Raw genomic sequence first — 13,727 nt, 5'->3', positions numbered from 1 at the left:
GCTCCGGAGCAGGGCAGGAAGCGCGCATGCCACCGCCACGGCGAGGATGACGCCTCCAGCGACCATCGGCGCCCGCAGGCCGGCACCGGCCGCGATGAGCCCGCCCAGGACTGCGCCAGCGGGGATGCGCTGTTGGCGACAGTGCCGAATCCGGCGATGACCCGACCGAGCATGGCTGCTGGTACGAGCAGCTGCCGCAAGCCGGCGTTGACCGTGGTGATGAGGGTCTGGCACGCCGCGCTTCCTGCCGAAGCTGACGGCGGTCGCCATCTGCCCGCTTAACATCCTGCATACCCGTCGCCACCTTATGGACGCCGCAGGGCAGGCAGCTTCGTCGGCTCTGTTCTAGCGACGAGGCGATCTAAGGGAGGCAGCCTACGGCAAAGCTGCTGCCGGGCTGCGTTGACGAACTCAAGGCGCCGCAACCCAACCTCATCCCACAACTGGCATCAACCGGGCCTCGTCGGCGTTCTCCCGGATGCCAGGGCCCCTGCGCCAGAAGGCCGGGTCCAGCTTAAGGGCCGCATCCACGATGCTTGGAGGCCCCAGCAACTGGACTCGAGCGAGAGCTGCGTTCCATCCCGCTCAGTCAACGTGCTTGAGCTCCGTGGACCGCAACGCGCGGGCCTCGTGTAGGCGCGCGGTTAATGGGCACCCCGGCCAGCGGCCCGCGAAGCCGTGGCATCGGCCGTTGCAGGACGGCGTTCAGTTCGTGGGGGATAGCCGACCTGTCTCGTCGCCGTGGGCGTTCAGAAGCACGAGGTCCTTGCCGTCGAAACCGGCTCGTCTGGCCGTCGTGACCCATTGTTCGATCGGCACGCTGTCGGCGCAGAAGGCCAATGTGGCTGCTCTTGCGGTGGCGAGCAGGGCGCCGCCGGAAGCGGTGATCCACCGACCGCTTTGGTCGTTGCAGCCGTCGGATCCGTGCCACTCACCGTCGGCCGTGAACTCCAGGTGGGCCGCCTTGTGTCCGCTCTCGGGCGCCCAACGGCCTATCGGCTGGCGCTGATCGGCGGGAACGAGCGTCGCCGGTAGTGCGACGGCTGGTGCCAGGGCTCGTCGCGCTTCGTCGGTGACCACCGGCGGCTCCAGCACGGAGTCGACCTTGTCGGGCTCGGGGGTCGGTGTCGCCCCGGGGATCAGCCGGGCGACCGCTTGCCCTCGTCCGTCCAAGAGTACGGGCAACCCCGCCCCGTCGAACTGATAGGCGGTCACGCTCCGCAGCCACCCGGGTGTTCCTTGACTAGCCTTCTCGCAGCCAGGCGTGCTTCCGACGACGACCGTGGAAGCCGACCAGACGTCGGCGAGGAACACACCTTCATCGTTGGCCCGCCAGGATCCGCCCAGGGTTCCGCAGTGGCTGCCGATCAGGTGCAGTTCACTGTCTGCGAGGCGCAGGATCTTGCCCACGCCGGTGTCGGCAACGTCCACGAGCGTCCAGGAGCCGATCAGCATCTCCGGCACCAGCGGCACTGCGGCCCCCGTCGTGCCCGTTGCCGGCGGCGTCGTGTCTGCTGCCTCCGGATGGCCCTGCATGGCGCATCCGCTGAGCAGCACGCCCATCACTACCAACGTCACGAGGCGGCCCTGACGCGCCTTTTGGCATTTCATGCTGCGGTCTCCCGGCTCATCCAGGCACCGTCGGGCCGGCGGGCGGCACTCAGCGAACGACAGTTGCACTTCTCCTGTCAACGGCTGGTAGGCGCGCTGGATGCGCCCGCGATCTCGTCGGACCGCGCCGCGCCGCACCGGCCGCCCCTCGAGTGACGGCCACGTCGCACCGCCACAATTTCCTAGAGATGTGCCCGGAAACGTAAAAAATCGTACTCCCCACCCCATCTGGACCCGACGCAGCTCCAGGGGCCAAAGACCACTGTGTCGACGTATCTCGTTACGCCACGACGGTGTCCCGGCCCGGCTGCGCGCGGAATCAGCCCTCCAATAACGCCGTGGTGCCGCCGGACGAGTGCCGTACCCCTCAAACCGGCGATTGTGAGCTGTGAACCCCGCGATGGCATCGCGAAACGGTCGGGCCAGGTCGCGAGTGTGCGGGAATCTTCGCCTATGAGGACCCCCAAGACCCGCCAGCCATCTTCTCTAGCGCGTTAGGGCCTGCCATCTCCCGCCGTGATCGCGGCTGTGACGTTCGCCAGCAACTGGCTAGTCCTGGACACTAGTTCGGATTCATTTTTCTTTGCAAAGCAGTCATGCGCACATGTCAATGCATGCACTGCTTCACTGAGGTTTCCGGCGACGGAGAGGACGACACCGAGTCCCATGTATGCATAGCCTGCGACAAGAGGTTGATCCAGTGTTTTGGACATCGCCACCGCCGTTCGACACTGCGCTTCTGCCTCTTCGATCTGACCGGACCGCGTGAGCTCCAAGCTCAGCTCGGTTAGCACCATGCTGCGGACAGCGGCCTCGCCAGCACGCTCCAACGCTTCAGCCGATTCACGCAAAGTCTGCTCGGCTTCTGCCGAACGCTGCCGCTCTCCTAGATACCGGCCCAAGCTATAAAGAGTCTCGCCCTGCTCCGCGTGGTTGCCGGCGTCGGCGTATCGCTGAGCGGCGGAACGAGTCGCCGCTTCAGCATCGTCAAGCCGGCCGGCGGCGCGGAAGACGTCACCCAGATTGCACAAGGTTTGCGCCTCTCCCGAGACGTCTCCAACCGCTCTGCAGATCGCAAGATCCTCGGACAGAGCGTCTACGGCGACGTCGTGGTGCCCGAGCTGATGACGAACCATACCGAGCTGGAAGTAGGACCGTCCGAGGCCGACTCGGTCGGCACCATGGCGGCGGGCCTCCACCGCTGCCTCATAAGAGGCGGCGGCCTCCTCTAGTCGCCCCATCGCACTCAGCGCTTCACCGATCTGATGCAGCGCACGGCCTTTTTGTTCGATTTCCCCTGCGGCATCGTAGAGATCAGCAGCACGGCGCTGGGTCGCTTCGGCAGCCAGATAATCCTCCGCGTCGGCATGGACTGTCCCGAGATTGAACAGCGCGGACGCCTCCCGACCCGGATCGCCGGCCTGGACGCCCAGCCGGACCGCCGTGCGAAAGACCGCCGCGGCGCCGTCAAGGTTCCCGGCGGCCCGCAGGGCCGCACCCATGTTGTTGAGTGCCAGCGACTGATGGGCCGCATTGTGATCGGCCTCGTGAAGCTCGGCCGCCCGACGATGAGCTTCGACCGCCTCGCAAAATCTAGACCGCCCAGCAAGGGCAAGACCGAGATTGTTGAATACCGCTGCGGCTCCAGGGTCGGTCGCGGCGGCCGGATCGGCCTCAAGGGCATCTTTGGCCAACTGGATTGCCTGGTCGAACAACTTCTCACCCACCAACAGCGCCACCATGTGCCCACGAGCGACCAGGACGGCATGCCTGTCATCGGCAGCCGTCAACAGGGTGACCGCGTCGCGGCACAGGTCCAGCCCTTGGGCCGGCCGGCCCAAGGCGGCGAGGACCAGTCCGAGATGATCCAGAGCGCTCCCCGCCCCTAGATCGTCTTCTACCGACCGGTACAGCTCCAGCGCCTTCCGCAGAGGTGCCAGTGCCGCCTTCGTCTGGCCCGCCTCGCGGTGCAACTCGCCCAATATGAACCACGCGAACGCCTCGTCGGCCGGCGCGTCCAACTCGCCCTGGAGGCGAACAGCCGTCCTCGCCGCCGCCATCGCTTCATCCCACCGGCGCAGCTTGCCCAGTGCCTTGGACAGCTCCAGTTCCGCGCGTGCCCGCCGAAACTTCTGGGTTGCCGGGCTGAAGACCCCGGTCGCTTGACCGAGGGCGGCGGCCGCGTCGGCGAAGCGGCCCTGTTCGTAGCGAATACTTCCCACGGAGACGGCCGCATCGGCCCCGCTGTGGGGCCGACTAATGGCGGTGAACAACGCAGCGGCGTCCTGAAACGCCGCCGCGGCCTCATCGAGACGCCCAGCTCTACGCATAGTGTTTGCGAGAAAGGCCAGCCCTTGGGCTTCTCCGCCGCGGTCCCCCTGCTGCCGACATAGGCCTATTGCGTCGGCAACGACGGTGGCCGCGTCATCGAAACGGCCGACTTCGTGCAGCCGATTCATCTCCCGCAGCGGCGGTGACAGGCTGGCCCACCACACCCGAGCCCGTGCCCGTTGATCCGGGTCGAGGTCGTCGATGCCGACCGGATCGAGGAATGCGCCCCCGGCTAGGCCTCGCGCAATCCGTCTCGCGATCTTAATGGAGCTGCGCCCCGGGTCGAGTCGTTCTGCCCGATTCAGTGCTTCGATAGTGCCGTCGAAATCGCCAAGCGCCATGAGTGCGTAAGCGAGCGTGATGTGCGTCAGCCCGATGGAGGAATCGGCGGCGATCGCTTCTCGGGCGAGTATGGCCGCCGCCTCAGCGGCGCCGTCCTCGTTGTCCTCGAGCAGCAACAGCTGGGCAAGGGTCGTGCAAGCGGCCGCGAATCCGAGACTATCGAGGTCCCGTTGCAGATCGTCTGCCCGGTACAGATCGACTGCGTGTCGATAAAGCGGAACCGCCTCGGTGCAGCGGTCCTCCAGCAACAACAAACCGTGCGCCGTGCTTGCGGCCACCGTCGCCAGTCTTGGGTAGGCCCGGTGGATCTCCGACAGGATCTCCGACGACTCCTCTACGCGGCCGACGGCTCGGAGCTGGCTGGCGTCCCAAAGTGCAGCCGCTACCCGGGAAGCCTCCTCGACCGTTGCAGTCCCGGAACGTGTCAGGTAACTGTAAGCGCCGTTCGACTCCGCCGTGGAGTCTGCAACGAGGTCGGCTCCGAGCCGTGTCCACGAGGACAAATCACGAAAAACGACGCCCGGTCTTGCGGCCATGGCCTCCTGCCAAGCCTGCGTCAGTTCAAGAAATGAGGACCAGGCCTGCTCTGGGGGCACGGCAACGCACCGCCAAAGGACGCCCAACGGGCGGTCGCCGATGTCGGGCCGCGCCCTCCGAAGATCGTTGAGGGTAAAACCTTGATCAGCCAACGTCCGCCACTGGCCATCTGCCGGATCGGGAGCCTGCCAGCGCAGGTTGAGCAGCAACTCCATCGCGGTGCAGCCGAATGCGTACAGGTCCTGAAGCTTCGTGATCGGCTGTCCAGCGGGACTGTCGACCACTGCTCCGGGCCGCAGCCACTCAGTCGGCAGGTAGTACAAGTCGCCCGAGATGCCCGCCGGTGATCCGGGTTCATTAAGGACGCGGGCCAGCCCGAAATCCGACAACTGGGCGCTGATCTCGTCTGACAGCAATCCACCCGGAGCGTTAAGCAGCACATTGCCCGGTTTGATGTCGCCGTGTGCGAACTCAGGGACCGCATCCTCCATAAACGCCAAAGCCTGGAGCAATTGGCCGACCACCATCGTAAGGATTCCGCTGGCGAGCCCGCCGTGCCTCGCCCCCTCACTGAGCAGGCTGGCCAACGTCGATCCAGATGGGGTGAGCGGTGAGACGTACGGCATTTGTACGTACGGCCGTGAATCATAACGGAAGACACGCAGTGCGGGCAGCACGAATTGGTGCGGCGGCAGATTGCGCCAGAGGGTCGCCTCACGCGCGAAGTCGTCGAGCGTGCGCTTGTCGCGGTAACGGTCGATGCGGGGCGTCTTGACCGCAGACACTGCCCCGTCGACGGTCGACCTAGTCACATACACGGCGCCAAACCCGCCGATGTGGCGGGCAAGAATCTCAACTGGTGGTTGTCTGATGATCAGTTGGACCACGTCGCCGACACGATGGACGTGGGCGTCCTCGCTGTCGGACGGGGTGACCGCCCGCCGCAGGTACTCCGGCGCGGCGAATGTGTAAGCATTCTTAGTCACTGGTTGTCTGCTGAGCGTTGGGAGGCTGACGCCTTGGTGACACGGGCGCCGGGCTTGGAGTTGGCGAAACGGGTGCAGCGCTGACGGGGATGGTGCGATAGGTGGCCGGGACACCGAACTCCCAGCGCTGCTCGACCGCGTGCGTCCGGACGAGACTCGACTGCAGGCTCTCCACCGTCGCGAGCTGCGCGATCAGCAGGTGCTTGAGCTCACTCTTGGTGACACTATCGCGATCACTGAGTGCAGTGATCATGCTTGCCTGCTTGGCGACCGCGTTCGTCATGGACAGCAGATCCGCTAGCCGTTGCTGATACTCGGCCGCCTTCTGTGTCTCGATTCCCTCCTTGCGCTTGGTATCGACGAAGACGTAGACGGCGAACAGCGCAGCGAGGAGACCGACGATGCCGACCGTGACATTGAAGATGTCCACAGCCGGATTCTGACACGCAACGTCGATGTGGACGTCCACTGACGTAGCCACATATTTGTCCGAACGGGGGACTAAGCCCTACGTCGTTGACCTACTCGCCAGCTTCTGACCCCCGCCGGCCGTGGTGGTCCCTGCAGTCGGGCGGTTCATCAGACGCCGAGGCGCCGTGTTCGTCGGCGAGGCCGCGCAGGCACGGAGGTTGCTGGCCATCTCCCGTCCGTCGTTGCGCCCTCCTTCTCGCCGACAAGTCCATGACCGGCATGGGCCGCACCGGCACCGGTCAGCCGCTCAGGGCGGCTTGCCGTACCGCCTGCCGGGCACACTGAGCGAACTCCAATGATCTGGATGGGTGATGTTGCGGCGAAGACGGCGGCGGTCTCACATGCAAGACGCGGGCACCGAGCCGAAGCCCCAGCAGGCCCGCTGCCGTGCCCCCTCACCGCGACGTGCGTGAGGCACGCAAGCTGCCAACGTCGGCAAGACGTCGTGAACGCGTCTCTGGTACTTCACAACACCGCCGCACTACCGTCACCATCATCGATGAGCGTGACTGCCTGCCCGCCCATTGAGGATGGAGGCCCCTACATGCCGCGACCGACACTCGACATCCTGCCGCTCGCCCGCCGCCGTCCGCGCGCCGTAGCTATCGCGATCGCCGCACTCGTAAGCGGGACTCTCGCGGTCACGAACGCCACTCCCGCGTCGGCGACGCCTCCCGGAATCCCGTCGAAGGCAACAGCGCAGTCACAGCTGAACGCCCTGACCGTGGCAACGCAGGGCTCGACCAGCGGCTACTCCCGGGATCTGTTCCCGCACTGGATCACGATCAGCGGTAGCTGCAACACCCGTGAGCAGGTCCTCAAACGCGACGGCACGTCCGTCGTCGTTGATAGCTCCTGCGCGGCCACCTCCGGCCGTTGGTACAGCCCCTACGACGGCGCCACTTGGACGGCGGCCTCCGACGTCGACATCGACCACGTCGTCCCCCTGGCTGAGGCCTGGCGCTCCGGCGCCAACTCCTGGACGACCAGCCGCCGGCAGAGCTTCGCCAACGATCTCACCCGCCCGCAGCTGATCGCGGTGACGGACAACGTCAACCAGTCCAAGGGCGACCAGGACCCCTCCACCTGGCAGCCACCGCTGTCGTCGTACCGGTGCACCTACAGCAAGATGTGGATCACCGTGAAGTACAGCTGGGGCCTGAAACTGCAGTCGTCGGAGAAGTCCGCCCTGCAAAGCATGCTCAACACCTGTAGCTCCTGAGCGCGATCCGGCTGACGGTCAGCGCCCCCGAGGTGCAGACCGTCAGTCGGATGCTAGGTCTGCTGTGGCGGCTGGCTGTCGCCGGACTGCTTGCGCCACTGGCCGCCCGCGTCGGCGGCGAGCAGACGCTTGACCATGGCGAGTGCCTCGTCCTCGGTGTCGAACTCCCACCGCAGCACCCGGCCGGTCTCGCTGTCGCCGGCGCGGGCGGTGACCTTCCACCGGACCTCGCGGGCGAGCCACACATCTCGGCGGCCCAGGCGACCCCAGATCCCGTTCCACCAGCGCGCCGCCACATCCTCCACCAGGTAATCGTACAAGTGTTCGATCGGCGAATGATGTTGGGTAGCGGTGCGGGCCGCTCTCGGGTGGTGTCGTTCTCTGGCCGGAACACGGACCGCTCCGGCTTTGGTCGGTTGGCAGCCCATGCTGACGTCACTGGTCCTGGGGGACAGGGCCGTCGTACCGGAAGGTTGGCGGGTCGACCTCGCCGGCGCAGCGGAGGTAGCGGTGCTGCACCGGCGGGCTGGGGCGATCGCGGGCACCGAGGTAGGCGCCGCTCTGCGGCAGGACGATGGCCTGCGGAAGGGACCCGTCGTCGTCAACCTCAATGTGGGTGAAGCGGCCGTCGGCAGGTCCGCCGAGCAGCCATGCCTCGACGGCGGGCATCAGCGACTCACCGTCAGTGTGGCGGCGGCTGTCAGCAGCCCGGCGACGGCGGCGATGAGGGCGGCCGTCGCGCCGATGAGGCCGGTGACACCGGCGAGGTGCTCCAGCGGTGTCGGCCTGTCCGTGCGCCGCGATCGGCTGCGTCCACCCCGGGTCATGGCTGCGCTCCTTCGTCATTGGATGGGACATGGCGTCGTCCCTGCGGAGGTACTTCAGCAGGGGCGGTCCAGCCGATCAATGCCCGATCGCATTAGCTGTGGACAACTCAGGCCCCTGTGGATAACCAGATGATCACTGCGGGCTTCTGAGATCATGCGCCGCTCGTTGCCGACCCCGAGCGAGATGGGCCGATGAGAACACCGTCATGAGCCCACACGTGGTGACCGTCGCGCCATTGAATAGCTGGCCCGTCGTCGGCATGGAGACGGTCCTGCTCGTCGAGTGTGAGCAGGGTGGGTCGCTCGCTCATGACCACGGTTTCCGGGAAGGGCCACCAGGGTCCGCTGGTGAGCGCGACGTCGCGGCAGCCCTGCCAGGCGGCGCCGGGGTCCGTATCGAAGACGCTGCGGTAGGTGTCGATGGCCGCCAGGACCATGAGGTCGGGGTAGAAGCACCAGGCCGGGTCGAAGAATCGGTCGTTGAGCTCAGGTGTGCTGTAGCGGACGACGGCACGGGCCTCGTCGTTCTGGTCGACGAGCCCGTGCTCGTCGGACCAGTACCAGGCCGGTTGAAGCGTGTAATCGGCGCTAATCGTGCGGTCAATCGCCGACCACGCTGGGCTCAGGACGTGCCGGTAGGTCTGATGCACGGCGTGAAGCACGGGCCGCAGCGCCGATCGCTCGGACGGCAGGACAGGCGGGCACCGGTAGGGGTGCTCCATGAGGTCGTACCGCTCGTCCATGCCGTCGTAGCGTTGCTCGCCGTAGAACCCTTTGCGTTCGAAGTAGGAGTGGAACTCACCGAAGGCATTGAACCGGTCAGTCTCGCTGGCCCGATCGATGAGTGGGGCGCGGGCTGCGGACAACGCCTGGTTCAACACCGCCCGACGCACGGAATTGGCGAGTGGAGCCCGCCCCTCTTCGAGGAAACTCCTGATGAGCTCGAGAGCGGCCCGGGGAGACGGACACCAGATGAACTCTGTGGGCTCGGGCCTGCCTGCGGTGCGGTAGGCGGCGCGGGCTGCGGCTTCGGCGGCGTCGTGATCGGCGGGTTCGGTTGTCAGGACTGCGCGGGCCCACGTGCGGGCGATGCCGTCGGTGGGGTAGGCGGATGTGTTCGAGGGCTCCACGGTTCCATCCAATGCGTGTTGGTGTCGTTGGCAAGAGGCCCGCAGGCGGGAGGCGGCCTCACCACGAGGCTTCCTCGAGGAGATTCGTCGGCGGTTCGGCGGACGGTGACGCTGGTGCGGTTTCGGCTGGCCTCTGCTGGCCGTGAGTGATTGACAGGTGACGTGAATGTGATCCTCATGTTTGACTATGGACATGGGGGCGGGGGAAGCGCGGTTGTCGATCGATTGCGGCAGCGCCGGCACCCAAGCCGTCCTGGCGTGGGCCGACGGCAGCGCGTACGTACTGTCATTCGACGGGAATCCATCCCTACACAGCACGTCGTCTATGCCCGCAAACGGACAGGCGGCGAGGCAGCCCGAAGCGTTCATTCCGGGGCCGCGCCATCCGGTGGAGGACGCGACGGCAGGTGACGCTCGCGGCGACGCGCTGGAGGTGGCGGCGGCGCCGCTGCGCAGGGTCGTCGCCGCAGCCGAGCGGGTCGTCGGTCAGCCGGTGCGGGATGTGCGGGTGGTAGTCCCGGCGGGGTGGGGGCCACGGCGGCGGACCTGGATGCGGCAGGTCGCGCACCGGGCGGGGTTGCCGCAACCGCGTCTGGTGGAGGCCCCGGTGGCGGTCGCCGAGTATCTGCTCACCACTGGTGTGCGGGTGCCGGTCGGTGCGTTCCTTGTCGTCTGTGATGTCGGGGCTGGCGCGGAGGTGACGGTGCTGCGCCGCGGGCCGGCCGGGTTCGAGGTCCTCGCGACCCTCGCCGACGCTGCGGCTGGCGGCACGGCAGTCGATCACGCGCTCGCCGACGCCATCGGCGCGTCGACGGGGGAGGGCCAGGGCGCGTCGCTCGCGTCGGTGGCGGACAGCGTTCGGGTGGCCAAGGAAGCGTTGGTGAGCCATCCGGCTGTCACGGTTCCGCTCCCGGACCGGCCGCCGGTGATAGCGAACAGCGCGATGCTCGACGAGGCCGTCCGGCCGGTGGCATGGCGCGTGGCGCAGTTGACCCAGGAGACAGTCGCCGCCGCTGAGCTCACGGTCGGCGACCTCGCAGGTATCTACTGTGTGGGCGGCAGCGCCCAGTTACCGCACCTAGCGGCGGCGATCGCCGAGCACACAGGCGCCGCACCCGTCGTCGTGCCCGAGCCGGGGCTGGTCGCGGCTCGGGGTGCCGCGGACGTCGGCGCCGTCGATACCGCCACGGTCGAGCGGGTCGAGGCGCCCGTGCCGCCCGTGCGGCGGGCGGCGGCGATCGCGGTACCGGGCTTCGCGTCGCTGGCCCTGATCTGGCAGTGCCTGCTGACCGCGGAGCGGCACGGGACGCTCGGTGTGTACTACTCGGTGAGTGTGAACTGGGGCGAGTTCACGATGGCGGCGGCGATGGCTCTGCTGGCGTGCCTGGCCGCGGGCACGGTCCTCGGTTCGCTGATCGCTGCCCGCAGTCCCACCCCCGGCACCCGAACCGAAGGGGGAAGGGTCAGCGTCGGGATCCTCGCCGCGGTGTCCCTCGGTGCGGCGATCGCTGGCCTGTACGCGGTGGTCACCAGCCAATACTTCGGTATGCCCGTCGGCCCGTACCTGAAGTGGGCGCTGTGGCCGATCGCGCCGGTGTCGGTGATGGCCGTGGCGATGGCGGTCGTCGCCGCCCGGCAGTGGCGTTCCCCGCACGGCGGCTGGTCGGCGTTGCTGGCCGCGCCGACCGGATCCATCGTCGCCGCCACGCTCGGCATGGGGTTGATCCAGTACTCCCTGACCGCCGACCGGTGGCCGGACCGGATCCTGTGGATCGACATCGCCGGCCGCGTCGGCGGTCTCCTCCTCGGCGTCGCCGTGGTCATGGCCGTGGTGACACCCCTGATGTTCCGCCTCATCCTCGCCGCCCCGCTGGCGGTGATCTTCGCGGCGATCGTCAGTAGACGGGCCGCCGGGATGCTTGGCGTCATCTACGCCATCGCCGTCGCGACCTGGTGGGCTACTCGGCTCTGGAGCCGTGTCCTGCGACCCGCCCCACCCGCCCGCACCGCACCGTCCACGGGCCCGGTTCGGGCGGACCTGTCACCGGGTGGAGGCGGGTGACATGCGGTGGCCGCGGCAGCTGATGTCCCTGCTGTTCGTCCTCGCGCTTCTGGCCGGCCCCCCGGTAGTGCTGCTGTCGCTGATCGGAGCACCCCTGAAAGGGCGGCCGACGGTCGCGCAGGCCCGGGAGTGGGTGCAGAACCCGCTGACTGAACAGACCCTCACCGCCGCGCTGACTATCGCAGCGTGGCTGGTGTGGCTCCTGCTCGCCTACACGGTCACGATCCGGGTGCTGACCCGCCTGAGCGCGACCGTGTCGTGGCTGCGGCGCATGCCGCTGCCGACACCCTTGCAAGCCACCGCCGGTGGCATCGCCGGCGCAGCCGTCCTCGGCGTCGGCTCCCACGCGATCGCCGCGCCGCCACCGCCGCCCACGCAGCCGGTAGCGGCAGGAATCCTCGGCGACGCGGATAACCCCACGCCATCAGACGGCGACGTCCTGGCCGACGCAGGGATCAGCGTCGCCGGTGGCTGGCTGCCGCGTGAGACAGCGGAGCAGGTCAGCGCGGCGGCGGCGCTGGTGTGGCTCCGTCGCCGTCGCTCCTACCGGCCGCGCCCGCCCGGTCCACCGAGCCGCGAGGACACGGACCTGGTACCGCTGCCCCCGACAGTGGCGGCCGTGCAAGCCGCCCTCGCCGATTCGACGCCACCGCCTACCGAACCGGGCGCCGCCTCGGCGGGCTCGTCGCTGCTCGACCGGCCCACCGTGGGCGGGGCTTTCCCCCGAGCTGGGGTCGGTCTGACCGGGCTGGGGGCGCAGGACGCGGCGCGAGGCCTGCTCGTCACCAGCCTCCTAGCTGGGCGTCATCACCCGGCAGTGTCCGTGGTCGTCACCCGACCTGTCCTGGCCGGGTTGCTTGGCCCCGCCGCCGAAACGCTGGGCCGGCGCCTGCCGGGGCTGACTGTCATTGACAACCTCGGGCAGGCAGCCGGGTTCTTCTCCGGAGACCACCTGGGTCGTGGCCTGGGCGGACGAGACCAGGCACAACGAGACACGCAGGAGGGCGCCGGCCCACCCGGACCAACCCTCATCGTCGATGCGGCGTCCGCGACGGACAACCCCGAGACCCTGGCGAGTCTGGCCATCACCTCCGCCGTGGTGGCCGTGCTCGGACGGTGGCCGGCCGGCCAGACATGGCAGGTCGACCCGTCGGGGCGCACCCACCACCAGGACGGCAGCGGGTCAGCCGGGCCACGGATGTGCGTCCTTACCCAGGTCACGGCTACCGACCTGCTCACCGTCGTCGCCCACCCCGACACCGCACGGCCAGGGCCTGGCACCTCCGGCCCGTCGCGCAACCCCGCCCTGGCGGGCCGGTCCCCGCTGTGGGAGGCCACCGCCCAGGACCACCCCGTCCACTCCGGCAACGACAAACGACGCCTTCAGCTGCGCGTGCTGGGCGAACCGACACTGCTGCTGGACGGCCACCCGGTGGAGATCCGGCGTACCGCCGCGCTCCAGGTCCTGGTGTTCCTCGCCGCCCACCCCGACGGCGCCGACACCCGACAGCTGACCGACGTCATCTGGCCGGGCCTGCCCCGCCGCTCTCTCACCGGCCGCCTCTACACCACCCTCAGCGACCTCCGCGCCACCATCCGCTCCACGGCAGGGATGACCCTCATCGAGCACAGCGACGACCGGTACCGCCTCGACCCCACCGGCGTCACCGTCGACCTGTGGCACTTCCACCAGGCGGTCCGCGACGCCACCACCGCCGTCGCCACCGACGCGACGACCTGGAAGGCCGTCATCGACGCCTACCCCGCTGACCTCGCCGCCCGACGTACCTGGCCCTGGCTCGACCCGATCCGCGAGGCCACCCGCCGGCACGTCATCGACGCACACGCGGCTCTCGCCAGCGCCAGCCCTGACGTCCGTGAAGCCCTGGCATGGCTGCAGGCCGGCATCCGCATCGACCCGTACAACGCCGACCTGCACACCCGCGCGGTCACCGCACTCATCACCCTCGGCGACCACGACGCGGCCGACCACCTACGGGAGGGCTACACCCGGCGCCTCGCCGCAGCGGGCATCCTCCCCAACGACACCGACCTCACGACAGCCACCCTCGAAGACCGGCCCGCCATCCCCACCCGGTAACGCCGCCGGCTCCGAGCACAGGTGACCCGGTTCGGGAAGCCCGAACTGTGCTACCCCCACGCGCTTTGCGGCTCCGTTGCCGCTTTTGGCTGCCCCAGTGTTCGGTC

At 68.2% G+C, this 13,727-nt stretch carries 10 protein-coding genes; 3 read left to right on the top strand and 7 right to left on the bottom strand.

What is annotated here, in order from left to right; genetic code table 11:
* Window positions 1-705: 705 nt before the first annotated feature.
* From FBZ33_RS20290 to FBZ33_RS32850, 3 genes are all read right to left on the bottom strand, one after another.
* Window positions 706-1,563, bottom strand: a complete 858-nt coding sequence (locus FBZ33_RS20290; RefSeq protein WP_185755369.1) for an META domain-containing protein — start codon at window positions 1,561-1,563, stop codon at window positions 706-708.
* Window positions 1,564-2,105: 542 nt separating this feature from the next.
* Window positions 2,106-5,807, bottom strand: a complete 3,702-nt coding sequence (locus tag FBZ33_RS20285) for a tetratricopeptide repeat protein (RefSeq protein WP_185755368.1) — start codon at window positions 5,805-5,807, stop codon at window positions 2,106-2,108.
* Window positions 5,800-6,237: a hypothetical protein gene (locus FBZ33_RS32850; protein ID WP_185755367.1), complete on the bottom strand. Its 438-nt coding sequence runs from the start codon at window positions 6,235-6,237 to the stop codon at window positions 5,800-5,802. The genes FBZ33_RS20285 and FBZ33_RS32850 overlap by 8 nt, the downstream gene beginning before the upstream one ends.
* Before the next feature lie 585 nt (window positions 6,238-6,822).
* Between FBZ33_RS32850 and FBZ33_RS20280 the strand changes: the two genes are divergently transcribed.
* A complete protein-coding gene (locus FBZ33_RS20280) occupies window positions 6,823-7,500 on the top strand; it encodes an HNH endonuclease family protein (RefSeq protein WP_141910296.1) in 678 nt (225 codons plus the stop codon).
* Between the two features lie 53 nt (window positions 7,501-7,553).
* Here the strand turns inward: FBZ33_RS20280 and FBZ33_RS20275 are convergent, their stop codons facing one another.
* The 4 genes from FBZ33_RS20275 to FBZ33_RS20265 form a co-directional block, all read right to left on the bottom strand.
* Window positions 7,554-7,805: a hypothetical protein gene (locus tag FBZ33_RS20275; RefSeq protein ID WP_141910295.1), complete on the bottom strand. Its 252-nt coding sequence runs from the start codon at window positions 7,803-7,805 to the stop codon at window positions 7,554-7,556.
* 130 nt (window positions 7,806-7,935) lie between these two features.
* On the bottom strand, window positions 7,936-8,169 hold the full coding sequence (locus tag FBZ33_RS20270) for a hypothetical protein (protein ID WP_141910294.1): 234 nt from the start codon (window positions 8,167-8,169) through the stop codon (window positions 7,936-7,938).
* Complete coding sequence (locus tag FBZ33_RS32845; protein WP_185755366.1) at window positions 8,169-8,327, bottom strand: hypothetical protein; 159 nt, start codon at window positions 8,325-8,327, stop codon at window positions 8,169-8,171. The genes FBZ33_RS20270 and FBZ33_RS32845 overlap by 1 nt, the downstream gene beginning before the upstream one ends.
* Before the next feature lie 152 nt (window positions 8,328-8,479).
* Complete coding sequence (locus FBZ33_RS20265) at window positions 8,480-9,457, bottom strand: DUF6745 domain-containing protein (protein ID WP_141910293.1); 978 nt, start codon at window positions 9,455-9,457, stop codon at window positions 8,480-8,482.
* 187 nt (window positions 9,458-9,644) lie between these two features.
* On the opposite strand from FBZ33_RS20265, the gene FBZ33_RS20260 reads away from it, so the two are divergent.
* A complete protein-coding gene (locus FBZ33_RS20260; protein WP_255508975.1) occupies window positions 9,645-11,519 on the top strand; it encodes an Hsp70 family protein in 1,875 nt (624 codons plus the stop codon).
* Between the two features lies 1 nt (window position 11,520).
* On the top strand, window positions 11,521-13,620 hold the full coding sequence (locus FBZ33_RS20255) for a hypothetical protein (protein WP_141910292.1): 2,100 nt from the start codon (window positions 11,521-11,523) through the stop codon (window positions 13,618-13,620).
* Window positions 13,621-13,727: the final 107 nt, after the last annotated feature.

The sequence above is a fragment of the Micromonospora sp. A202 genome, from assembly GCF_006715105.1.
Taxonomy (GTDB): domain Bacteria; phylum Actinomycetota; class Actinomycetes; order Mycobacteriales; family Micromonosporaceae; genus Micromonospora; species Micromonospora zamorensis.
This window is presented reverse-complemented; position numbering and strand designations above follow the sequence as displayed.